The following is a 23448-nucleotide window of genomic DNA, read 5'->3' on the forward strand; positions in this document are numbered from 1 at the left end:
TCGCGCCACTGGCCTTTTGCCCAGTTTTTAAAATTTGTTCCAGTTATTGTGCCGGTGCTCCGTCGCTTCCTTCATCAGGTGGCCGGCGCGCAGGGCGTCGTCGGCCTGCACCGTCATGGCCAGTTCCTGGAGGGCGGGCGGGTATTCGTGGTGGGCAGCTTCTTCCAGCAGCTCGTGCCCCTTAGCCAGGTCGCGCGGCACGCCGCGGCCTTCGCGGTAGGCGTTGTAGAGCAAAAACATGGCGTGTGGATTGCCCAGTTCGCTCGACTTGTCCAGCCAGTGCGCGGCGATCACGGGATCTTGCGGCACGCCTTCGCCATTCGCCGCCAGCAGGCCCAGCATCAGCGCCGCCTTCGCGTGGCCTTGCTGCGCCGCTTGCCGGTACCACAGCCAGGCCTGGGCCGGCGTGGGGGCGCGCAGCATCTGGCCCAGTTCGAAGGCCGCTTCCGTGTCGCCGGCGCGGGCCGCCTGCTCGAACAGGGCTAGCGCCTCGGCGCGGCGTTCGGGACGGGGCTGGTAAATCAGCGCCAGTTCGCGCTCGGCGACGGGCATGTCCTTGCTGGCCCAGCCGCGCACCTTGCGCTCGGCCTGGTGGTCGCCCACCTGGCGCGCATGCATGGCGACGGCTTCGATTTCGGCCGCCGTGGGTGGCGGCGATGACTGGCAGGCGGCCAGGGTGGCAGCCAGCACGATGGCTGGGAGGGAGAGTGCATGTTTCATATTGATCAGCTTTCATCAAGACAGGCCGGAACTGCCGCAGCCCCGGCCCATGGACCTTATTTGCTCAGGTCGATGCGGTACTTGGCAAAGCCGCTGGCGTCGAGGCCGCCTTCGGACGCCACGTTGGCGATGCCGCTCGCTTGCGCCAGCGCCAAATGGCCCGGCGCCGAGCGCAGGATCACGGGGCCGGCCGTGGCCGTCTTGACGAAGCTCCAGCTACGCGCGCTGCCATTCGCCGCCAGGGTCACCTTGCCGCCTTTGGTGCTCAGCGACGCCAGGTAGTTGCTGACCACGGCCTGGTTCGCATCGGGCGACTTGATAATGGTTTTGCTGCCATCGATGCCAGGCACGGCGCCGCCGCCACCGGCGCGGTAGTCGTTGGTGGCAACGATGAAGTCATCGCCGTCGGCCACTGGCGCGCCCTTGTACGTGAGGTTGACGATGCGGCTGCCCAGCTTTTTCGTCACGTCGATCTGGTACGTCAGCGCATTGTTTTCCGCATAAAACACGTCATAGTTATAGATCGTGCCATACGACGGCACCAGGTCTTGCTCGGCGCTGCTGGCCGGGTCGATCTGGTTGAATTGCCTGGCCGACGTTTCCAGCCAGGCCTTCAAGTCAGATCCCTTGATTTTCACGGCTTGCAGGTTGTTATTGCTATATAAATACAAATCGCCCGGGTTGCGCACTTGCAAACCGACCGGGGCGGCAGGGGAAGCGCCCGAGGCCACGTCCGTGAAGTCGGATGGCCCGTTGCGGCCCGCCTTGAACGGCGCGCTGCACGAGATGACAGGGATGTTCTTGTAGCTGGACAAGGTCGCGTCCGTGCTGGTGGCGATGAAATTTTTCACGTAATCAAGCTGCGCCTGGTTGACCAGCTGGATGGCGCTCACGTCCCCCACCAGCGCAAAATAGGCGGACATCTCGAAATCCGTGCTGATGCCCAGCGGCTGCTTGGCGTAGGCGATGGTGGCCGCGTGCTCGGTGGCCACCAGCGGCGCGATGGCCGGGTCGGCGTTCACGAGGGTCTTGCCATCCGTATACTTGAAGCCGCGCGATTCCACCGTCGTCTTGGCCGGCTGCACTACCCACTTGCCACCCTGATAGGCCATCGTCAGCTTGATGATGCCCAGGCGGCGGCCCCAGCTTTGCGCCATGACGGTGGGCACGCCGTTGACAAAGCCGTTCTCGGCATCGATCTTGGCGCTGGCGGGGAAGGCGGCGAACGAGGCGTCCAGTGCGGCCGCGCCTTTTTCCTTGCCTTTCGGGAAGATCAAGTGCGAGTGGCCGATCATCAGCGCGTCGATGCCCGTGGTGGTCAAATGATAGCTGCCGTTTTCCATCTTCGGGCTGTAGGGACTGGTATCGAGGCCGCCGTGCGACAGGGCCACGACGAGGTCGGCGCCCTTGCTGCGCAATTCCGGCACGTATTGTTTCGCCGCTTCCTGCACGCCCGTCACGCTGACCTTGCCAGCGAGCACTTTCTGGTCCCATTCGAGGATTTGCGGCGGCACAAAGCTCAGCACGCCCACATTGATTTTCACGGTCAGCTTGCTGCCATCTGGCGCCGTGGCGGCGAAATCGCGGGGCAGCAGGGTGTAGGGCTGGAAAATCGGCTTGCCGCTGGACACGCCGACGACATTGCTCAGCACGGAAGGGAAGGCGGGCGCGCCGCAGGTACCCGTCGGCTTGGCCACGCCGGGTATGCCGAAATCCGTGTTGGTGATCTGGCTCAGGTAGGGTAAGCCGTAGTTGAACTCATGGTTGCCCATGCCGCCCGCGTCATATTTCAGCGCGTTCATCGCCTTGTGCACGGCCAAGGTGCCGGAGCAGGGCACGGGCGCGGCCACGGCTTGCAGGTCGGCCAACAAAGTGCCCTGGATGACGTCGCCGTCGTCGAGCAAGACGTTGTTCGGATTTTCCGCGCGCGCCGCCTGGATCAGGGTCGACGTGCGTTCCAGGCCCAGGCTGGTGTCTTCGGCCAGCGCATAGTAGTTATAGCTCAAGACGTTCGAGTGGATATCGGTGGTTTCCAGCAAGGCCACGGTGACCGTCGTGCCTTCGGGAATGGCCGGCGCCGCCGGGGTATTCGAACTGCCGTTGCAACCGACGAGACCTGCACTTGCCAGCGCCGCCAGCATGACCCAATTTGTTTTCATTACCGCCCTCGGAGAGATTCAAAGGACGCGACTGTAACGCCTGCATATGACGCCACCATGACAGTGTGGCAGGGCGCATGGCGTCGTGCCGGCGTATCAATGCGTCGGCAGCTTTTTCAGCACCTCATTGCTGAAGTATGGTTCATCCTCCACCCAGAAAATATAGTCCAGGCCCAGGTAATTGCGGGCAAAGTCGAGGACATCCTCGACCGAATTTTTTTTCCCGGTGCGGGGATTGATCTGGCGCAGATTGCCGTCTTGCACGGCCATGCCTTTGACCAGATCGGCCGGATAGTCCTTGATGAAGCCGTAGCTTTGGCCCATATGGCTTTTTCGATACGGCATCAGGTCGGGGCCGCCCACGCCCATCTTTAGCGTTTGCGCTTGCGCAAACACGCTGCGCATATAACCCTTGTCGCTCCACGGCAACCATTCACCTGGCAAAAAATTCAAATACACCATGGTGGTGGTGTGAGGAAAGGCGCCGGCCAGCACCCGCATGTTTTCCTTGATGGCATCGACATACTGTTGCGGCTTGAAATCATCGGGAAAAATTGTATTTCCTTTACTGTCCTCGACACCGATGTCGATCGAGCTTTCGCTGAAATTAATGCCCTCGATTTTTCCGTCGAATTCCTGGCCCAGCGCCCGGATCAAGCGCTGGTAACGGTCGCGCACCGGTTGTTCCCACATCTTTGGCGACCAGCCGTATTCATCATCCGTCACCGGTTTGTGCGGGTCGCGCTCCGGCGCCGAGAGCATGCTTTGCTTGATGATGCCGCCCTGATATAGGGGATCGCTGAGTAAATAGGCCGGCACATTATGGCGCGGCGTGAAGGATTTTTCCTGCAGTTGTATCCACAGTTTTTTGCCGATTGAATCGAGATGGGCGATGTCGTGGCGGATCGCCGCAAAATCATACCGGTCCTGTTGTGGCTCCAGGCTGCGCCAGGTGTAGACGATTTGCGCGCCACGGAAGCGGGGATCGTTTAACGCTTTATCCGAGCGGATGTTTTCCCCGTGCAGTTCACGGTGATTAAAGTAAAGATAGTGCTGGATCGGCTTTTGTATGTCTGCGGCAATGGCACTGCCCATCATTAAAACAAGTACGGCAAGAAGCCTTGTGGAGTTGCGTAAGAACATCGATTCCTTGGTGATTGTGAAAATTGAACTGTGGCAAGATGGAGTATCTTCACGCCCCATGCAAGCACAATTGATCAAGCGCGACAAAAATCTAATTTTGTATCAAATCTATATCTTCTGCTGAGTTTTTGGCTAATTCAGGATTGCCGCTATTATTTAAAACCCAGAGTACAAGATTGCCATTTTCAATAATTTCTTTTTTGGAATAGATTGAACTAAAATAATCCAGTAGTTTGATATGGTCTGTCGGTAACGGCAAATTTTTCATATCTTCAGGGATATCTTCGAAGTAATACCTTGATTTTTCCAATGAAGGATACTTCTTCAGCAAATAATCATTCATGGTATATGGCTCATAATTTCCAACGAATAAGTCTTTTGTTGATATTCCTGTAACTGTAATTTCATTGATATGTTTTTTTAAATATTCAAAATGCTCTTTTGTGGTCGAGAAGTCGGATTGTGAAATTGTGTTATTTTTCGACAATTGCCTGACAACAGAAAGCCGAACATGATCGCCATTGATCTCTATTACTTTGAAAATGTAATGATCCGTTTGAATGCTTTGACTTCCACCATTCACCCCTGTTCTTTTGCTGAAAATGAAACTTCCAATTTGCAATTTATGCTCAGGGCTGTTAATGGTTTGTTTCCATATGTAGGGGGTGTAAATCATTTGCTTAAAAACATATATGGAGATGAGAGCGAGCAGGCTTATTATCAGTATTTTTTTCATTGGGCCAGGGGAGAATAAAATAGTTAAGAGCGGCTTGCTAAGGGCTAATACGATCGAAGCCAGCCGATGTGATGCTCACGCGGCCGCGCGGCTGAGAAGCACGGCGGTATGTCTGCACGAGGGGCAGAAGCAGTCTTCATCGCATCATCCAGGGGCTGTCGACAACAGTTCAGCCGCCATGCGCTTACTTCGATGGCATTGCCGACGAGCTTGCACTCTAGCACGTCGAGGGCCGGGATCCTGATCCTGCTGGGAGCGCATGGATTCCTCTTTTTCACGGTGGCAGACAAAGATCGCCACACAAATGCAAGTTGGTTGCATTATAATTTAAAAACGCAATTCATTTGCATTAATGCGACCATCGCCAACTCAGCAACTCAGCCAGCCAAAGGAATCCCCATGACCCAGCGCAAACTCCCAGTCACCGTCCTGTCCGGCTTTCTCGGCGCCGGCAAGACCACCTTGCTCAACCACATCTTGCGCAACCGCGAAGGCAAGCGTGTGGCCGTCATCGTCAACGACATGAGCGAAGTCAATATCGACGCTTCGCTGGTGAAAGACAGCGCGGAAGCGGCCGGTGCGGCCCTGTCGCGCACGGAAGAAAAACTCGTGGAAATGTCAAACGGCTGCATCTGTTGCACGCTGCGTGACGATCTGTTGCTGGAAGTGCGGCGCCTGGCTGCGGAAGACCGCTTCGATTATTTGCTGATCGAATCGACGGGCGTGGGCGAGCCGATGCCCGTGGCCGCCACCTTCGACTTCGAGGATGAGCACGGCGACAGCCTGAACGACGTGGCGCGCATCGACTGCATGGTCACCGTGGTCGACTGCGCCAACCTGCTGGCGGATTTCCACAGCGAAGACAGCCTGGAGCAGCGCGGCGAGATCGCGGGCGAGGGTGACGACCGCCAGCTGGCCAACTTGCTGACGGAACAGATCGAGTTTGCCAATGTCATCGTCCTCAACAAGGTCGACATGGTCGATGCGGCCGAGCGCCTGCGCGTGCTGGCCGTCATCAAAGCCCTCAATCCCGGCGCCCGCATCATCGAAACCAACCAGTCCGTCGTGCCGCTGGACGCCATCCTGGGCACGAACTTGTTCGACCTGGAACAGGCGGCCAGCATGCCGGGCTGGGCGCAGGAACTGGCTGGCACCCACACGCCGGAGACGGAAACGTATGGCATCAGCAGTTTTGTCTACCGGGCGAAAGAGCCGTTCCACGCGCAGCGTCTGCATGACTACATTGCCCAGCCGATCAAGGGCGTGGTGCGCAGCAAGGGATATTTCTGGCTGGCCAGCCGTCCCGAATGGGTGGCCAGCCTGTCCGGCGCGGGCAAGCTGATGAATATCGAACCCGTGGGCTTGTGGTGGGCCTCTGTGCCGAAGGAGCGCTGGCCTACGGATGCGGCCTCGCTGGCGGAAGTTAAAGCGGGCTGGAACGAAACGTATGGCGACCGCTACCAGGAGCTCGTCTTCATCGGTCAGGACATGGACCAGGCCGCCATCGAGGCGGACTTAAAGAAATGTCAACTCAACTACACGGAAACGCGCCAGGGCATGGCCGCCTGGCGCAAGCTGCCCGACCCGTTTCCCCAATGGCAGCGCATGGAAGAACTCGAAGATTAATCATCAACAGGAAAGCACTATGACAGAACTGATCCCCGTCACCATCATCACGGGTTTTCTCGGCAGCGGGAAGACCACGATGCTCAAGCGCATATTGCAGGGCGATCACGGCATGCGCATCGCCGTGATCGAAAACGAATTCGCCGCCGAAAGCATCGACCATGGCTTGCTGGTGCAGGACAGCGACGAGCAGATCGTGGAAATGAACAATGGTTGCATCTGTTGCAGCGTGCGCGGCGACCTGATCCGCATCCTGGGCGAACTGCACGCCAGGCGCGCAGCGGGTAGTATCGATTTCGACCACGTGATCATCGAAACGACGGGTCTGGCCGCGCCTGGCCCCGTGGCGCAAACCTTCTTTGCGGAACCGTCAATCAGCGAGTTTTACATGCTCGACGCCATTTTGACGGTGGTCGATGCGCGCCACGCGCAGCAGCAATTGACGGCGCACAAGGAAGCCCAGGAGCAAGTCGGCTTTGCCGACCGCATCCTGCTGTCGAAGACGGACCTGGTCAGCAAGGACGAGCTGGCCGCGCTGCGCCAGCGCTTGGTCGCCATCAATGGCCGTGCCAGCATACAGAAAGTCAGCTTTGGCAATGTGCCGCTGCGCGACATCCTGAACATTCGCGGTTTCAACTTGAACGCCATCGTCGAACTGGAGCCGGATTTCCTGGGGGAACTGGGCCACCGCCATGGCGACGGCGTGCAATCGTTCGTCTACCACCAGTCCCAGCCCCTGGATCTGCTGCAGGTGGAAAATTTCCTCGATGCCGTGGTGCAGCTGTTCGGCGCCCAGCTGATGCGCTACAAGGGCATTTTGTATGTTGCCGACATACCATGCCGCGCCGTCTTCCAGGGCGTGCACATGCTGATGGGCTCGGAACTCGGTGCGCCGTGGCGCGATGGCGAGACGCGCGCCAGCAAGATCATTTTTATCGGCCGCGACTTGCCGCAGGATATGCTGATCCGGGGCCTGGACCGTTGCGTGGTCGCGCTGGCCACAGCGGACAGCCCCGTCGAGGTGGCGGCATGAGCGTGGAAGCGGGCCTGCCCGCCCTGGCGCTGATCTTTCTTCTCGGTATGCGGCATGGGCTGGAGCCCGACCACCTGGCCGCCGTCGATGGCCTGACCTTGCGCAGCCAGGCGGCAGCGCCGCGCTGGGCGCCGTGGATGGGCGCGCTGTTTGCGCTGGGCCATGGCGTTACCGTGCTGGCCATCGTGGCCTTGGCCGCCGTGGCATCGCAGCAATTTACACCGTCTGAAGCCGTGTTTGGCTGGCTGGAATGGCTGCCCATCGCCTTGCTGCTGTTCATCGCTGGCATGAATGCGCGCAGCTTGCTGGCCGGCGCGCAACTGGCCGAGGTGCGCGGGCGGCTGTTGCCACGGCCGCTGCGGGGCGCATCGGGGCCGCTGGCCGCCATCCTCGTCGGCATGCTGTTCGCGCTGGTGTTCGACACGGCTCTGCAGGCGGCTGCCTGGGGCTACGCGGCCGTCGCGCTGGGCGGCATGCAGCCAGCCTTGCTGACCGGCCTGGTGTTTGCCGTCGGCATGGGCGTGACGGATACCTTCGATGGCTGGGTCACGGCAAAGGTCATGCGCACGGGGCAGGCGGATATCGTGCGCGCCTTCAGGCGCCGCCTGGGCTGGCCCATCGTCGCCATCTGCGTGGCCATGGCCGCCGCCATGGCGGCCGGCAAGCTGGACTCCGCATGGTCGCTGCCGGAAAGCTGGACGGCGGCGCTGGGCGCGGCCATGGTATTGCTGATGGCGGCCCTGTATGGCTGGACCTTGATGGGCTTGCGCCGCGTGCGTGCCTGAGACGGAGGCGTGGGTATAATGGAAAAAAACTGCCGGATTCCACCATGCCCGCACCCGAGATCGTCATTCGCCTGCTGACGCCAGCCGACACCGCCGCCTTTTGCGCGCTGCGCCTGCGCGCCATCCTTGATTCGCCCAGTTCGTTTTCCTCGTCGCGCGAGGATGAGCTGGCGCGCACGCCGCAAGAACATGCGCAGCGCATCGCCGGCGGCCCGCTGCACAGGGCTTTCGGTGCCTTCGATGGCGAACGCCTGGTCGGCTTTGCCGGCTTGCGGCGCGAACCCATGCGGCAACTGTCGCACAAGGCCTTGCTGTGGGGCGTGTTCGTCGATGTGACGCAGCGGGGCAAGGGCATGGCGCGGCGCCTCGTGAACGCCTGCATCGAACAGGCCGAACACGACCCTGCCGTCATGCAAGTGCATTTGAGCGTGAATGCGGAAAACAATGCCGCCTTGCGCCTGTATGAATCGCTGGGATTTATCGCGTATGGCACGGAGCCGCGCTCGATGCGCGTGGGCGAGCTATTTTATGACGAGCATCACCTGGCCTTGCTGCTCAGGTGACACCCGCTATTTGCAGCGCGGGCACAGGCCCTTGATCAGGTAATCGACCTCGCCGCCGCTGAAACCTTCCGGCAAGAGCACGGGCGGCGGCAGCTTGACTTCATTGAAGCAGGTGACGTTCGCGCATTTGGTGCACTGGAAATGCGCGTGCTCGTGCGCCTGGTGGCCGGCGCCCGCGCTGAAGCGCCACACCTGGTCAGCGCCCGCGATGCGGTGCACCAGTTCATTTTCCGTCAGCCATTCCAGCACCCGGTACAGGGTGACGGAATCGATGTCGCTGTCCTGCGACAGCGCCTGCTGGATTTCATGGTGGGTCAGCGAACGGCTTTGCGCCATTAAAAAGTCGAGCACCTTCACGCGCGTCTTGGTAACGCGGGCGTTGGTGTTGCGGATCAGCGATTCGGCTTGCGGTGTAGAAGATGTTGTCAACATGATAGGCCTGCTTGCGGGGGATCGGCTGGCGGCGTCATCGCCGTGCCCGTTGCCACCCTCTGGGCCGTATCTTAGCATGCGTGCCGCACTCGATGGAACGGCGTCATGGTTTGAATGTCCAATAGCGGCCGGCCACCGTATCGACGGGGTCGAGAAAGCGCTGGTCGGCGCGCGCATGGTTGCGTATCAGATAAAACATGTCGGACAGGGCCGAGCGCTTTTCCGCGAAATACGTGTGTTTCATGAAGCTCGTGTCGACCCCGGTGGCGTCGATCGTTTCCACGCCCGTCACGATCAGCATGCCGGCGCCGCTGTCGCCCGCGCGCGCGTAACCGTGCACGGCTTTCGAGGCGGCCAGGGCCAGGTCTTGCGACGAGGCATACAGGGTGACGGGGTTGCGCGCGCCGGCCAGTTTTGGCGCGATATCGTGCTTGAAGATGGCGGCGTCGATGTCGGGTGCGGACAGGATGATTTCCGTGATCTTTTGCGCCAGCTGCGGCTGCGCGGCCAGCAAGTCGGCCACGGCGCGCGTGAGGCCCCGGCTGCCCATGCTGTGTCCCACCAGATACACTTGCGCCGCCTCCGTGCTGGCGAGAAAGTCGGCCAGGAAGGCCGTGAGGTGGGGCGTGCTCCACTCGATATTGTTTTCATCGATGGTGTAGCCGGCCACCTCGCCGCGCGACGGCCAGCTGTAGAACACGGGTGCGCCGTCGAAACCGAGATCGTAGGCCATCTGTCCCGTGCGCCGCGCCGCATCCTCGAAACTCACGTTGTAGCCGTGCACGAAGACAAAGGCGCTCTTGCCGGCCGAAGCGCGGATCTGCGTTTTTAATGCGGCAAAGAAGTTGTCGCGGTCTTGCACCTCGGCGGACAGCAGCACCACGTGCTTGGCCGGATCGTCGCGAAATTCCAGGCGCCACAGCGACGGCGATTCCAGCTGGCCCATGCGGTGGTCGCGGGGGATGCTGATGTCGCAGCTGCCATAGCTGAGCGGACCATTACCGCTCTTGATGTTGCGTTCGCCGCTGAAGCGCTGGGCCGGCGGCTTGCCCACGTCGCGCTGGCGGTCGGTGGCGAAATACACTTTGACCACCGCATAATTCGAGACGACGGCGCTTTTATCGGCCGGGGCGGGCACGGCTTCCACTTCGGGTGCCTGGGGGAAAGGCCGCTGCAGCGCATCAAGCAAGCCTTGCGCGGCAAACAGGGTTTCCATGTCGTCCGGCACTTTCGCGCTGGACAGGGCGGCCGACAGGGCCAGTTGCAGCTGACTATTTGCAGGCTCGGCTTCGAGCGCGGCGATGGCGGCCAGGATGGCGGCCGCGCCGTCGAACCTGGCGATGGCCTGCTTCAGCCGTTGATAATGGCTGGCGACGGCTTCAGGCGCGTGGCCGGGCGCGCCATGCCCGATGGCTGCCACCACAGCGGAAGTGATCAAGTCCATGCGCCACCTGCCTTTCAGGTCAGTCTGGATTAAATGTCAACCCATCGCCATAAAAGCACGCGAAAAGCGACTTGTCCAGCGGCGCGCGCAGCGGGCCTGCCAACGGTCAATGCTGCTTGTCGTCGCTGAACTGCTGCGCCAGCGATTGCAAGGGCGCCACGGTCAGGCCGCCGCGGCTCACGTGCTCGGGGATGGCGACGCGCACGGGCTTGCTGTGCATATTGGCGGACGACAGCACGTTCGTCGTCGTCTCGGGCGCCGCATTCCATACGGGGTCGACGATGCCTTCGAACACATGTTTCAATTGCTCGCCCCAGGTGTCGCGGATCATGCGGAAATACTGGTTCTTTTCATCGATGGTGACGAAGCGCGTGACGGCCAGGCTGCCCGTCTCATAGACGAGCAGGTCGAGCGGCAATCCGACGGAAATGTTCGAGCGCAGGGTCGAATCCATGGAAATGAGGGCGCACTTGGCCGCCTCGTCCAGGCGCGTGAACGGGTTGATGACCCGGTCGATGATGGGCTTGCCATATTTCGCTTCGCCGATCTGGAAATACGTGTTTTCATCGTGCGATTCGATGAAATTGCCGGCCGAATACACCTGGAACAGGCGGCAGCGCTCGGCGCCGATCTGGCCGCCCAGAATGATGCTGACGTTGAAATCGATGCCGCAGTCGGCCAGGGCCTTCGCTTCGCGCAGGTGCACGGTGCGCACGGCTTCTCCCACGATACGCGCCGCGTCGTACATGCTGGCCACGTTCCAGATGCTGCGTCCGTCCGCATCCACGTGTTCGGAAACGATCTGGCGGATCGCCTGCGAGATCGACAGGTTGCCGGCCGTCATCAGGACCAGCATGCGGTCGCCCGGGTTTTCGAACACGCTCATCTTGCGGAAGGTGCCCACCTGGTCCACGCCGGCGTTGGTGCGGGAGTCGGACAGGAAGACCAGGCCTTCGTTCAGGCGCATGCCTATGCAATAAGTCATCGTCGTAAATCACATCAAAAGGGGAAGCATTTTACACCAGCCGGGCCTTGCCACCTGCTGGCAAGGCCCGGCCAGCCTCATTCCTGCCTGTTTATACAGGTACGATCTGCACATCGACGCTCAACGTTTCCGTGCCGCCACCCTGGCGCACGCCGCGCACGGGGGCGGCCGAATCGTAGTCGCGCCCGATGGCCAGGCGGCAATACGCATCCGTCATCAGCCGCGCATGCGTGACGTCGATGCTGACCCAGCCCGCGAAATCCGTGTCTTCGGCCCACGCGTCGACCCAGGCATGGCTGGCCGCGTGTCCCGTCGTGCCCGGATCGATGTAGCCGGACACATAGCGGGCCGGGATGCCCCAGGCGTGGCAGCAGGCGAGGAACAGATGCGCGTGATCCTGGCACACGCCGCGTCCCAGGGCCAGGGCGTCGCCAGCCGTCGTGGTGACCATGGTGGCGCCGCTTTCATACGCCACCTTGCCGACGATGTGCTCGGCCAGGCGCAGCAGATGGCCCGTGCCCGCCGTCACGCGCTGGTCCGGCAGGCTGGCGGCCGCCAGGTCGAGGATGGCGGGATTGGCCAGGGTCAGCGGCGTCGGCATGGTAAACAGCAGCGGCGACAAGGTATCGATCAGGTTCAGCCGTCCCTTGTGCGGGTAGATGGTTTCCACCACGCCATGCGCCACCAGGCTCAGGGAGTGATGGCTGCCGTTAATCGTCAGCATGTGCGACAGATTGCCGTAGGCATCCGTGTAGGCGTGGCACTGGCCCGGCGTCGTGATTTGCCAGGACAATGCCCGCTGCTGCGGCTCGATACGCGGCGTCAGGTGCAGCTGCTGGATGGTGTAGGCCAGCGGTGCGCTGTAGGCGTACTCGGTTTCGTGGCGGATGGTGAGCTGCATCAGGCCGCCAGGGGAACGAGGAAGTCGCGGCTGACCCGGTTGCCCAGGTCATTGATGTTTTCCAGAAACTCCGTGAGGGTCAGATGCAAACCCGCCTTCATGATGTCGTCGATATGGCCGAATTTCAGCTCCGCATGCAGTTTCCCTGCGAAACGCTCCGTATCGGCCGACACATCGTTGCGGATGTGCTTGAGATTTTCCACCACGTCATCCATGCAGGCCAGCAGGGAACGCGGCATGTCGCCGCGCAGCATCAGCAATTCCGCCACCCGTGCCGGGGTGATCACGTCGCGGTAGACCTTGCGGTAGATCTCGAAGCCGGACACCGAGCGCAGCAGGGCCGCCCAGTAGTAAAAATCGCGCTGGGTGATGTCTTTCGACGTATCGCGCGCACCGTGGAACTTCACGTCGAGGATGCGCGCCGTGTTGTCGGCCCGCTCGAGGAAGGTGCCCAGGCGAATGAAGTGGATGGCTTCGTCCTTGAGCATGGTGCCTAAAGTGACGCCGCGCGACAGGTGCGAGCGGTACTTGACCCATTCGAAGAATTGGCTGGGATCCGTTTCCAGCAGATTGCTTTTCAAACGTTTCTGCATGTCGAGCCAGGTGGCGTTCTGGATTTCCCACACTTCTGTCGTCAAAGTCCCCCGCACGGCGCGGGCGTTTTCGCGCGCGCCCGTCAGGCAGGCGAGGATGGATGAGGGGTTGTTCGGGTCGCGCACCATGAAGTCGAGCACGTCGCGCGTGTGGAAGCGGCCATATTTGTGGTCGTAGGCGCTTTGCAGCTCGGAAATACCCAGGGTGGCGCGCCAGCCTTGCTCCGCGTCCTGCTCGGACTGCGGCAGCATCGCCGTTTGCATGTTGACGTCGAGCATGCGCGCCGTGTTTTCCGCCCGCTCCGTGTAGCGGGCCATCCAGAACAAATGATCGGCGGTGCGGCTCAGCATGTTTTCTCTCCTGCAAAAGCGGATGTGGCTTCCAGTACCCAGGTATCCTTGGTGCCGCCCCCTTGCGAGGAGTTGACCACCAGCGAACCTTCACCGAGCGCCACGCGGGTCAGGCCGCCGGGCACCATGGAAATCGTCTTGCCGGACAGCACGAACGGACGCAAATCGATGTGGCGCGGCGCGATGCCGGCCTCGACGTACGTGGGACAGGCGGACAGGGCGAGGGTTGGCTGGGCGATGTAGCCGCCCGGATTGGCCAGCAGGCGCTGGCGGAAGTCCTCGATCTGGGCCAGGCTGGACGCCGGCCCCACCAGCATGCCGTAGCCGCCCGCGCCATGCACTTCCTTGACGACAAGTTGCGCCAGGTTCGCCAGCACGTAGGACAAATCGGCCGGTTTGCGGCACTGGTACGTCGGTACGTTGTTGAGTATGGGTTCCTGCGACAGGTAAAACTTGATCATGTCGGGAACAAAAGGATAGATCGACTTGTCGTCGGCCACGCCCGTGCCGATGGCGTTCGCCAGAGTCACCCGGCCGGCGCGGTAGACAGACAGCAGGCCCGGCACGCCCAGCGAGGAATCGGAACGGAAGGCCAGCGGATCGAGGAAATCGTCGTCCACGCGGCGATAAATGACGTCGACTCTTTTTGGCCCGCGCGTGGTGCGCATGTACACGGAATTGTCGTTGACGAACAGATCCTTGCCTTCGACCAGTTCCACGCCCATTTGCTGGGCCAGGAAGGCATGCTCGAAGTAGGCGGAGTTGTACATGCCGGGTGTCATGACGACAACAGTCGGGTCATCCACGCCCATCGGGGCGACGGAGCGCAGGTTGTCGAGCAGCATGTCAGGGTAATGGTCGACAGGGGCGATGCGGTTGCGGGCGAACAGTTCCGGGAACAGCCGCATCATCATCTTGCGGTCTTCCAGCATGTAGGACACGCCGGACGGCACGCGCAAATTGTCTTCCAGCACATAGAATTCGCCCTGGCCCGCGCGCACGATGTCGACGCCGGCGATGTGGGCGTAAATGTCGGAGGCGACGGCAATACCCTGCATTTCCGGGCGGTACTGGGCATTCTTGTAGATTTGCTCGGCGGGAATGATGCCCGCCTTGATGATGTTTTGCTCATGATAAATATCATGGATAAACATGTTCAAGGCTTGCACGCGTTGCACCAGGCCCGTTTGCATCTGCGCCCATTCCGTGGCGGGAATGATGCGCGGGATGGTGTCGAACGGAATCAGGCGTTCCGTGCCGGCATCGTCGCCATAGACGGCGAACGTGATGCCGACCCGGCGGAACGTCAGGTCGGCTTCCGCCCGCTTGCGGGCGATGGTCTCGGGGGATTGCTGCTCCAGCCAGTTGCTGAATTCACGATAGTGTTCACGTACCTTGCTGTCCGTACCCACTTCATTTGCAGTCATTTCATTGAAAAAATTTGCCATGTTGTGATTTCCCTTGAGCCGTGTCTGACTATAGCTCAGCAGGAAGCGTGCCAATGCCGCACACCCGAAAGTATGTAGAAAATGACCATTTTTGTGGCGTAAAACCGTCATCCGCACCGCTTTGGTGCGCTACGGTGTCGATTCTGCAGGGCTATGGGGCGCGGGGCGGGTGAAATCAGGCGTCCGGCGTGACGAAGGGGCGGCAATCGACGGGCAGGTCGATGGTAAACGTGGTGCCCGTTTCCGGCGCACTGTCGACCAGCGCGCTGCCGCCATGGCTTTCCGCCACGTTTTGCACGAAGGGCAGGCCGATGCCCCAGCCGGGCGCGCTGCCCTGGTGTTCGCGGCGCAGGTATTCGAAGATGCGCTCGGTCTGCTCGGGCGCGATAGTACTGCCCGTGTTGTGCACCGTGAGTATCATGCGTTCGCGCAGGGTGTTGACGTGGATATGGATGGGGCCGTCGTCGCCGTACTTGAGGGCATTGCCCACCAGGTTTTCCAGGGCCCGGCGCAGCGAATTTTCGCACCACCAGCCGGTGACGGACGCGCCCGTGACCTGGCACTTGCCCGGATGGCCCGTATTCACGCTGTCGGCCACCTGCCTTGCCAGCGGCAGAATGTCAAAGCGCTGCAAGACCAGCGGCAGCTTTTGCCCCCGGTGGTAGCTGAGCGTATCGAGCAATTCCTGGACCATGTCGTCGAGGCGCTTGCCGTGTTCGATGATCTTCGATGCCAGGGCCGGCACGTCGACCTGCTGTGCGCGCCGCTGCAGCAGCTGGGCACTGTTGAGCATGACGGAGAGGGGATTGCGCATGTCGTGCGACAGGCCGGCCGCGATGCGCCGCTGGAAGCTTTCATGCATGGCCGTAAATTCCAGGATGGCTTCGCGGATGCCCGTGTCGATCGAGGCATTGATCACCTTCCAGTCGCGGCGCCGCAGCGGCACGCCCGCGTCGAGGGCCGCCTCGGCGAAACAGTCGCGGAATATCTGGTATTCCTGGATCACCTGTTCCGGGCCATAACTGGTCATGCGCGCCCGTTCGTTGCCATGCACGGCCGGAGCGTTGGTATTGCTGGTGGCATTGTCGCGCGGATAGCCTGGCGTCAGCGCCTCGGCCAGGTTATCGAAGAAAGTGGGTAAGGTATTGATGAGGATGGGCGTCAGCAAGGCGTCGGCGCCGCGTACCTTGGCGCGCACCTCGTGTTCCCACTGCGTCAGCACGGCATCGCGCATGCTGAAGAGCCGCCGCGTGCGCGCGGGCAGGTCCAGCGTGTGCATTTTCTGGTCAGAGGCATAGGTCATCGCAGCTCTCCATCGACAGCACGGCACCCGCGCAGTAAAAAGCGGGAGGTACAGTATCCCCCAAATCGGCGTGCAGTGATACTCAATTCGGCGTATGGGCGCCTGTCATGATGGCGCTCAAATGGCTGAGGGCCGTATCCCATTGCTCCAGCGAAAAGTTCTGCGGGTCGTCATGGCCATTCGCAAAGCCCGTATCGAGCACGGCGTGGAAGGCGGGGATCAGCCACGTGCCCTTGCGCACGCTGGCGGCGATGTACAGCAGGGCCAGGCGCTCGTATTGCGCGGGCGTAAAACCGGGATCGGGCGCCAGTCCATCGTTGCCCTTGCCGCCGCCGGGCACGGAGTTGCGCGGCTGCACCAGTTCCACGTGCAGGAACAGGCCCGTCAGCGACGGCTTGTCCTTTTCCAGCTTGCTGGCGTAGCTGGCCGTGCCGAAGTCGCGCACGGCCAATGAATCACCGAGGCGGTTGACGTAGACATGGCCTTTCGGACCGCCGCCCAGCGCCGGATTGCGCGTCGTAAAATCGTTGAAATCCCAGCTGGCGTCGTTGATATGGGCGGGAATGGATTCCAGCAGGAAATTCGGGTAGCTGGTGTCGTGAATGACGAAATAGCGGGCCATCGGTGCGGCCAGCCGGCCCACGGCGCGCGACAATGGCGCGTCGACGGGGCCGCCCACATCCGCCTCGGCGATCCCCTGTTCCGCCAGCCAGGCGCGCAACCGCGCCGGGGCGATGCCCGTGCGCTGGCCGATGCGGGCGGCAAGAAAGTCCGGCAGCGGCGCGCTGTCGCCCAGGCGCGCATACAGCTTGACGGGGCGCAGCAAACACGTGGCTTGCGCCCGCGCATCGCCCTTGAAACCGCTCTTCCAGGCGGCATACGGGCAGGCCGCTTGCTTTTGGGCCGCGGCCGGCAGGGACAGGCAGAGTAACAGCAACAGGGCAGGGTAACGTTTCATGCGGCATTGTCGCCCAAGCGCGGATTCTGGCACAGGCGCGCACGCGAAAAAAAAGCTGCCCGAGGGCAGCTTTCGTGGTGCGACAGAGCGCGCGGCCTTTAAAACGCCACGCTGGCCGAGACGACCACGGTGCGCGGCGCGGCCAGCACCAGCGAGCCGATATTGAAGGACGACACGGCCGACGACCAGTAATTGCGGTCCGTCACGTTGTCCACGCGGGCGCGCAAGGTCACGTCACGGCCTGCCACTTGCGTCAGGTAGCGCGCGCCGATATCGAGGCGGGTCCACGATGGCAGTTGCTTGGTGTTGGCCTGGTCCGCGTATTGCGTCGAGGTGTAGATGGTGCGGGCGTTCAGGGTCAGGCCTGGCGCGCCGGGCACGTCCCATTCGCCGCCCACGCTCATCTGCGTTTCCGGTGCGCCAATGGGTTTCTTGCCATTATTCTCGGCCATGCCGGTATTGCTGAGCTTTGCATCGAGCCAGGTCAAGCCGCCCAGCAGGCGCACGCCCTGCATCGGCGTGCCGAAAACCGACAATTCCAAGCCACGGTTGCGCTGCTCGCCATCGAGTTCGGCCCGCTTGCCGACCACGGCCAGCAAAGGCTTGGCCGTGCTGAACAGTGCGGCGCTCATGCCCAGCTTGCCGCCGTCATATTTGACGCCGATTTCCTTTTGCTTCGATTTGTACGGCGTAAACACGTCGCCCATGTTGTCGACATTGAGTTGCTGGCCGTTTTCCACATACGTTCCAGTGGCCGTCGGACCTTTGACCAGCGCCTCGATGTAGTTGGCGTACAGCGACACATCCTTGCTGGCCTTGAAGACGATGCCAGCCACGGGCGTCGTGGCGCTCTCGTCATAGGCCTTTCCTTGCAGCACCGAAGTGTTGTAGTCGTAGCCGGCATCCTTGATCTGCTGGCGGCGCAAGCCCACGGTCAGCAGCAGCTTGTCGTCCAGGAAGGCCATGGTGTCAGCCAGGGCATAGCTGTTGAGGATGGTTTTCTGAGTGATGCGCGGGTCGCTCATGATGCCGCCCGGGTAGGGCGTTGGCGGCGGGGCCACGCTGACCGGCGCATAAATATTGGTGGCAAACTTGTCGCCGATGGCATAGGCGTTCTTCGCTTCATTCCAGTGCCCGGACCAGCTGGCCACCAGGGTGTGCTTGACGGCGCCGGTCACGAGCTTGCCGCGAATGCCCAGTTCGCCCGTGCGGATCTCCTGTTTGCGGGCATTGTCGAAGCGCGACACTGTGGCGTCGCCATTGCTCGAGGTCAACGACGGCTCGGCCAGGCTATTGGCTTCCTTGGTCGAACGGGAGGCAAATGCGGCCCAGGCCACTACATCCTTGGCCAGGTCCACCTCGGCGCGCGCCGTGCCGAACACATCGTGTTCCTTCGAATAGCTCCATGGCTGGGCAAAGTTCTTCGACGCATCGGGAGCGGATGGCAGCACGGCCACGCCGCCAATGGAGACGGAGGGGCGCGGCGCCGTCAGATCGAAATTCTGGTAGCCGGCATCGGCCGACAGACGGTAGTTGCGGCCGCGATAGTCGAGGCCCACCGAGAACATGCCCACGTCGTGGTCTTCGCGCTTGATGCCGGTCTCGCCCTGGCGCTTGGCGGCGTTGACGCGCACGCCGAATTCCTTGTTTTCGCCAAAGCGGCGCGCCACGTCGATGGCCGCATAGGCGTGTCCGCCCGATTCCACGCCCACGGTCAATTCCGTCAGCGGCGTGTTGCCGGCGCGCTTGGGCATCAGGTTGATGGCGCCGCCGATGCCGCTGCCGCCGGGCGCCGCGCCGTTGAGGAAGGCGCTGGCGCCACGGAACACTTCCACGCGCTCAAGCAATTCCGGCGATACATATTGACGGGGCAGCACGCCGTACAGGCCGTTGTAGGCCACATCATCGGAATCGAGGGCGAAACCGCGGATCACATACACTTCCTGGAAATTGCCATAGCCGCGCGACATGCGCACGGCCGGATCGCTCTGCAGCAGGTCGCCCACGCTGCGCGCTTGCTGGTCGGCGATGAATTGCTGCGTGTAACTGGTGCTGCCGAATGGCGAGTCCATCATGTCCACATTGCCCAGCAAACCCAGACGCCCGCCGCGCGCCACCTGGCCGCCCGCATACGCCTTCGACAAACCTTCCGCCGACGCATCGGCCGACGCGTTGACGACCACGGTCGGCATGCTTTGCGCATCGCCGGCCGGTGCGGTGGACGTGGTTTGCGCGTGGGCGGCGGCGCTGGCCAGCAGGAAAGCGGCCAGGGCGAACGGGGTAGGGACGAGGTGGAAGGCGCGCATGGAGTTATCTGGATATTAATGAGAATGATTATCATTATATTCCAGCGTGGCGCAGCGCGTGAGAAAGTGTGACAAAGCGATCAAAAAAAGTCGCCATTCGTACAACACCGCGTACGCCAGGGTGCCGGAATCTGGCGGAAAAAGGCGCGCCAGACGATACCTTGTGGATTTATTAATGCGCATATTCAAGTTTCGCTAAAATGGGTCACCGCGCCGCGCGCCCACAGGAAACCGCATGCCATTGCACCGCCATCTACAGTCCGCTTCCATGCGCATGCGGGAGGGCCTGAGCCTGAAAGGTGCGGCCGTCGCGCTGATCCTGGCCATGCACGTGCTGGGCCTGTATTTCCTGCTCCTGCCGGCGCGGCAACTCAAGCAATACACGGAAGTAGCGTTCATGACCTTGCTGCCGTCCCGGCCAATGGCGCAGACGCCGCCGATGGCCTTGCCCATGCCCATGCCGGCTCCCTTGCCGCGCGCGCGGGCCAGTGCGGCGCCCGCCGCGCCGTCCGCCATCCTCGAACCACCTCCCGTCATAGGGGAGGCCATCACCGTACCGGCCGAAGAGCTTCCCGCCGCGCCTTCCACTTCAGACTTGCGCACGCGCGCCCGGCTGGCTGCGGGCGCCGCCGACAAGGCTCTGCGCGGCGAGCTGAAGCAAGACAAGCCGTGGCTGACCTCCGCCGACCTGAAGGGCGAAAGCACTTTCCAGAAACTGGTCGCCTCCGCCTGGCGCGGCGGCCCCGTCATCCGCGTGGAGGAATACCTGATGGCCGATGGCCGCCCCGCCACGCGCGTTGTCAGCGCCGGCGGCGCCACCTGCTATGGCATGGCCGATAATCCCGGCTCCGGCGCCGATCCGGCCAGGACGGGCGGCAAGGTGAAACGCGTGCCTTGCCCCGGTTGAGCCGACCTGACTATCTTCGTCGCGCCGCCCTACGTTTCAGATGTGTAGGTCAGATTAGCGCAGCGTAATCTGACAGGTTGCGTGGCGGCGCTTGTCGGCTTACGCCCGTTGGGCTAAGCCGACCTACGCATGATGCAAGCGTGATCCATGCCGGGCAAAGACCGCACGGCGTGCAGGGTTTTAGGGGCGGTAATAGGGTATGCCACCCCCGGCAGGGTCTCAAATATGCTAAGTTGCGTCTGCAATTCATGTGACACGACCCAGGACGCCCATGCTCCCCGAACTCCTCATCCTCGCTCCCAGCCCTTCGGCTGCCGTCAACGCGCAGCTGGACCAGCAATATACCTGCCACCACGCCTGGCAGGTGCCGGCGGACGAGCGCCACGCCTGGCTGGCCCAGCGCTCGCCGGCCATCCGCGCCGTCGTGACGACGGGCGCGCTGGGTTTGAACGCGACCGACATGGCCTTGCTGCCGAATCTGGAAATCATCGCCGTCAATGGCGTGGGCCTCGACGGCGTGGCGCTCGACGTGGCGCGCGAACGGGGCATCGCCGTCACCACTACGCCGAACGTGCTGACGGATGACGTGGCCGACGTGGCGCTGGCCTTGCTGCTGGCCAGCGCGCGGCACATCGTGGCGCTCGACCGTTTCGTGCGCGATGGCGCATGGGAACGCCGCGAGGCCATCGCCCCTGCGTCCAGCCTGCGCGGCAAGACGGCCGGCATCTTCGGCTTCGGCCAGATCGGGCAAGCCATCGCGCTGCGCCTGGCCGCCTTCGGCATCCACGTGCGCTACTTCCAGCCGCGCGCCATTGCCGGCACCAGCGTGCCGCGCGCCGAATCGTTGCTGGCCCTGGCGCAGGAAAGCGACTACCTGATCATCTGCGCGCCGGGCACGCCGGCCACGCGCAAGATCGTCGACCGCACCATACTCGATGCGCTGGGGCCGCAAGGTACCCTGATCAATATCGCCCGTGGCGCCCTCATCGACGAAGTGGCCCTGATCGCCGCCTTGCAGGATGGCCACCTGGGCGCGGCAGGTCTCGACGTATTCGCGGACGAACCGCGCGTACCAAACGCCTTGCGCGCCTTGCCCAACGTCGTGCTGACGCCGCACGTGGGCAGCCTGACCGTGGAAACGCGCCATGCGATGGGGCAACTGGTGGTCGATAACCTGGCCGCGCACTTCGCCGGCTTGCCCTTGTTGACACCCGTAAAGCCATAAAGTCCAGGATCAACCGTTTTAATCAAGCTTGAATGAAAGAGTAGCTATGGAATTGACAAAATCGCTGTTGCGCACGCGCGGCGGGCAGGACAGCGGCAAGGTGGGCATGATCGAGCTGTTTTTCGATCTCGTGTTCGTGTTTGCCGTCACGCAACTGTCGCACGGCTTGCTGGCCCACCTGAGCGCCATGGGCTGGCTGCAGACGGGGCTGCTGCTGATGGCCGTCTGGTGGGTATGGATTTTCACGTCGTGGATCACCAACTGGCTCGACCCCGAACGCATTCCCGTGCGCATCAGCCTGTTTGCGCTGATGCTGGGCGGCCTGATCATGTCGGCCTCGATCCCCGAAGCGTTCGGCACGCGGGGCCTGGCTTTTGCCGGCGCCTACGTCGCCATGCAGGTGGGCCGGCCCCTGTTTGCCTGGTGGGCCGTGCGCCATGAAGCGCTGTCGCGCCGCCGCAATTTCCAGCGCATCGCCCTGTGGGCCGTGCTGTCCGGCGTCTTCTGGATTGCCGGCGGCCTCGCGTCGCCCGAGCAGCGCATCTTCTGGTGGATGCTGGCACTGGCGATCGACCTGGCCGGCCCCTGGATGCAGTTCGGCCTGCCGGGCCTGGGCCGCTCGACGACGGCCGACTGGGACGTCGACGGCAGCCACATGGCCGAGCGCTGCGGCCTGTTCGTCATCATCGCCCTCGGTGAATCCCTGCTGGTGACGGGCGCTACCTTCGCGGGCCTGGAATGGACTGCCGCCAACTGGCTGGGCTTTTTGTCAGCCCTGGTCGGCAGCATCGCCATGTGGTGGATCTATTTCGACACGGGCGCCGAGGCGGGCCACCACCGCATCGCCCACTCGAAGGACCCGGGCCGCATCGCCCGCAAGGCCTACACGTATATCCACGTGCTGATCGTCGGCGGCGTGATCGTTTCCGCCGTGGCCGATGAACTGGCCCTCGTGCATCCGGACGAGGCGAGTTTTGCCGGCATCAGCGCCTTGCTGGGTGGCCCGATCCTGTATCTGCTGGGCAATGCCCTGTTCAAATGGGTCAGCAGCGAGCGCGCCGCGCCGCCGCTGTCGCATTTGCTGGGCATTTTGATCATCCTGGCGCTGATCCCGATGGCGTATGGAAGGCTGTATGCGCCCCTGACCCTGGCCTGCATCACCAGCTGCGTGCTGGTATTGGTGGCCGTGTGGGAACATATGGCGCTGCGCCGTCCGCCACCGGAGATCGATCCCTGATGCTTGCTTAGCCGGGCGGCGCAATGCCGTCCGGATCGCTGCGCGTATCGAGCTGCAGCTGCAAGAACGCCAGGTCCAGCCAGGCGCCGAACTTGGTGCCCACCTGGCGCATCAATGCCACTTCCTCGAAGCCCAGCTGCTTGTGCAGGGCGATCGAGCCGGCATTGCCCGCCTCGATGCCCGCCACCATCACGTGCTTGCCCAAGCCGCGCGCCCGCGCGATCAATTCCACCATCAAGGTCTTGCCGACGCCGGCGCCGCGACTGTCGGCGCGCACGTACACGGAATGCTCGACCGTATGCCGAAAACCCTCGAACGGGCGCCAGTCGCCAAACGAGGCGTAGCCAGCGACCTTTCCCTCCGCATCGATGGCAACGAGCACCGGATAACCGGCCCGCTGGCGGTCGGCCAGCCAGGCGGCGCGGTTGGCCGCATCGACCGTCCGTTCATTCCAGATGGCCAGGGTATGGCTGACGGCATCGTTGTAGATGGCCAGTATGGCTTCGATGTCGCCCGCATGGGCATCGCGTATCTGCATGTTGATTTCCTCGCAAGGCGTCTACTATAATGGACAAATCATAGATTGCCGCTCA

At 62.3% G+C, this 23448-nt stretch carries 21 protein-coding genes; 7 read left to right on the forward strand and 14 right to left on the reverse strand.

The annotated features are described in order from the left end of the window. Positions 1–27: 27 nt before the first annotated feature. The 4 genes from KO539_RS10760 to KO539_RS10775 form a co-directional block, all read right to left on the reverse strand. Positions 28–720, reverse strand: coding sequence for a tetratricopeptide repeat protein (locus KO539_RS10760; protein WP_219309132.1), 693 nt, complete (start codon positions 718–720; stop codon positions 28–30). A gap of 56 nt (positions 721–776) precedes the next feature. After that, positions 777–2879 carry a bifunctional 2',3'-cyclic-nucleotide 2'-phosphodiesterase/3'-nucleotidase gene (locus tag KO539_RS10765; RefSeq protein WP_219309133.1) on the reverse strand — a complete coding sequence of 701 codons (2103 nt, stop codon included), beginning with the start codon at positions 2877–2879 and terminating at the stop codon, positions 777–779. Positions 2880–2975: 96 nt separating this feature from the next. After that, entirely contained in the window at positions 2976–4022 is a 1047-nt protein-coding gene (locus KO539_RS10770; RefSeq protein ID WP_219309134.1) for a hypothetical protein, read from the reverse strand. A gap of 91 nt (positions 4023–4113) precedes the next feature. Further along, a complete protein-coding gene (locus KO539_RS10775) occupies positions 4114–4698 on the reverse strand; it encodes a hypothetical protein (RefSeq protein ID WP_219309135.1) in 585 nt (194 codons plus the stop codon). Between the two features lie 459 nt (positions 4699–5157). Between KO539_RS10775 and zigA the strand changes: the two genes are divergently transcribed. From zigA to KO539_RS10795, 4 genes are read left to right on the forward strand one after another with little or no spacing between them, the layout of a single operon-like run. Further along, the gene (zigA, locus tag KO539_RS10780) at positions 5158–6384 is read left to right on the forward strand and encodes a zinc metallochaperone GTPase ZigA (RefSeq protein WP_219309136.1); all 1227 of its coding nucleotides are present in this window, start codon (positions 5158–5160) and stop codon (positions 6382–6384) included. Between the two features lie 19 nt (positions 6385–6403). Next, the gene (locus KO539_RS10785; protein WP_219309137.1) at positions 6404–7417 is read left to right on the forward strand and encodes a GTP-binding protein; all 1014 of its coding nucleotides are present in this window, start codon (positions 6404–6406) and stop codon (positions 7415–7417) included. After that, the gene (locus KO539_RS10790) at positions 7414–8202 is read left to right on the forward strand and encodes a hypothetical protein (protein ID WP_219309139.1); all 789 of its coding nucleotides are present in this window, start codon (positions 7414–7416) and stop codon (positions 8200–8202) included. The genes KO539_RS10785 and KO539_RS10790 overlap by 4 nt, the downstream gene beginning before the upstream one ends. Before the next feature lie 44 nt (positions 8203–8246). Then, positions 8247–8765 (forward strand): GNAT family N-acetyltransferase, encoded by a 519-nt coding sequence (locus KO539_RS10795; RefSeq protein WP_219309141.1) that lies wholly within the window; start codon positions 8247–8249, stop codon positions 8763–8765. Positions 8766–8771: 6 nt separating this feature from the next. Here KO539_RS10795 and KO539_RS10800 read toward each other — a convergent pair whose 3' ends face one another. The 9 genes from KO539_RS10800 to KO539_RS10840 all read right to left on the reverse strand — a co-directional run bounded on the left by KO539_RS10800 (position 8772) and on the right by KO539_RS10840 (position 19486). Then, positions 8772–9197 carry a Fur family transcriptional regulator gene (locus KO539_RS10800; RefSeq protein WP_099401920.1) on the reverse strand — a complete coding sequence of 142 codons (426 nt, stop codon included), beginning with the start codon at positions 9195–9197 and terminating at the stop codon, positions 8772–8774. Positions 9198–9300: 103 nt separating this feature from the next. After that, on the reverse strand, positions 9301–10641 hold the full coding sequence (locus KO539_RS10805) for an alpha/beta hydrolase (protein ID WP_219309143.1): 1341 nt from the start codon (positions 10639–10641) through the stop codon (positions 9301–9303). A 106-nt stretch (positions 10642–10747) separates the two neighbouring features. Further along, a complete protein-coding gene (locus tag KO539_RS10810; RefSeq protein WP_092604876.1) occupies positions 10748–11626 on the reverse strand; it encodes a peptidase in 879 nt (292 codons plus the stop codon). Between the two features lie 91 nt (positions 11627–11717). After that, positions 11718–12527: a transglutaminase family protein gene (locus tag KO539_RS10815; RefSeq protein ID WP_219309145.1), complete on the reverse strand. Its 810-nt coding sequence runs from the start codon at positions 12525–12527 to the stop codon at positions 11718–11720. Next, positions 12527–13471 carry an alpha-E domain-containing protein gene (locus KO539_RS10820; RefSeq protein WP_219309147.1) on the reverse strand — a complete coding sequence of 315 codons (945 nt, stop codon included), beginning with the start codon at positions 13469–13471 and terminating at the stop codon, positions 12527–12529. The genes KO539_RS10815 and KO539_RS10820 overlap by 1 nt, the downstream gene beginning before the upstream one ends. Continuing rightward, on the reverse strand, positions 13465–14919 hold the full coding sequence (locus KO539_RS10825; RefSeq protein WP_219309149.1) for a circularly permuted type 2 ATP-grasp protein: 1455 nt from the start codon (positions 14917–14919) through the stop codon (positions 13465–13467). The genes KO539_RS10820 and KO539_RS10825 overlap by 7 nt, the downstream gene beginning before the upstream one ends. Before the next feature lie 175 nt (positions 14920–15094). Further along, positions 15095–16222: a sensor histidine kinase KdpD gene (locus KO539_RS10830; protein WP_219309151.1), complete on the reverse strand. Its 1128-nt coding sequence runs from the start codon at positions 16220–16222 to the stop codon at positions 15095–15097. A gap of 82 nt (positions 16223–16304) precedes the next feature. Next, a complete protein-coding gene (locus KO539_RS10835; RefSeq protein ID WP_219309153.1) occupies positions 16305–17180 on the reverse strand; it encodes a hypothetical protein in 876 nt (291 codons plus the stop codon). A 98-nt stretch (positions 17181–17278) separates the two neighbouring features. Next, complete coding sequence (locus KO539_RS10840; RefSeq protein ID WP_219309154.1) at positions 17279–19486, reverse strand: TonB-dependent siderophore receptor; 2208 nt, start codon at positions 19484–19486, stop codon at positions 17279–17281. A 235-nt stretch (positions 19487–19721) separates the two neighbouring features. Between KO539_RS10840 and KO539_RS10845 the strand changes: the two genes are divergently transcribed. The 3 genes from KO539_RS10845 to KO539_RS10855 all read left to right on the forward strand — a co-directional run bounded on the left by KO539_RS10845 (position 19722) and on the right by KO539_RS10855 (position 22855). Further along, positions 19722–20393 carry a hypothetical protein gene (locus tag KO539_RS10845; RefSeq protein WP_219309156.1) on the forward strand — a complete coding sequence of 224 codons (672 nt, stop codon included), beginning with the start codon at positions 19722–19724 and terminating at the stop codon, positions 20391–20393. A 271-nt stretch (positions 20394–20664) separates the two neighbouring features. Next, the gene (locus tag KO539_RS10850) at positions 20665–21618 is read left to right on the forward strand and encodes a 2-hydroxyacid dehydrogenase (RefSeq protein WP_219309158.1); all 954 of its coding nucleotides are present in this window, start codon (positions 20665–20667) and stop codon (positions 21616–21618) included. Positions 21619–21670: 52 nt separating this feature from the next. Next, on the forward strand, positions 21671–22855 hold the full coding sequence (locus KO539_RS10855; protein ID WP_374106398.1) for a low temperature requirement protein A: 1185 nt from the start codon (positions 21671–21673) through the stop codon (positions 22853–22855). A gap of 7 nt (positions 22856–22862) precedes the next feature. Here KO539_RS10855 and KO539_RS10860 read toward each other — a convergent pair whose 3' ends face one another. Continuing rightward, a complete protein-coding gene (locus KO539_RS10860; RefSeq protein ID WP_219309161.1) occupies positions 22863–23393 on the reverse strand; it encodes a GNAT family N-acetyltransferase in 531 nt (176 codons plus the stop codon). Between the last annotated feature and the right edge of the window lie 55 nt (positions 23394–23448).

The sequence above is a fragment of the Janthinobacterium sp. NKUCC06_STL genome (assembly GCF_019345455.1).
Classification (GTDB): Bacteria; Pseudomonadota; Gammaproteobacteria; order Burkholderiales; family Burkholderiaceae_D; genus Janthinobacterium; species Janthinobacterium rivuli.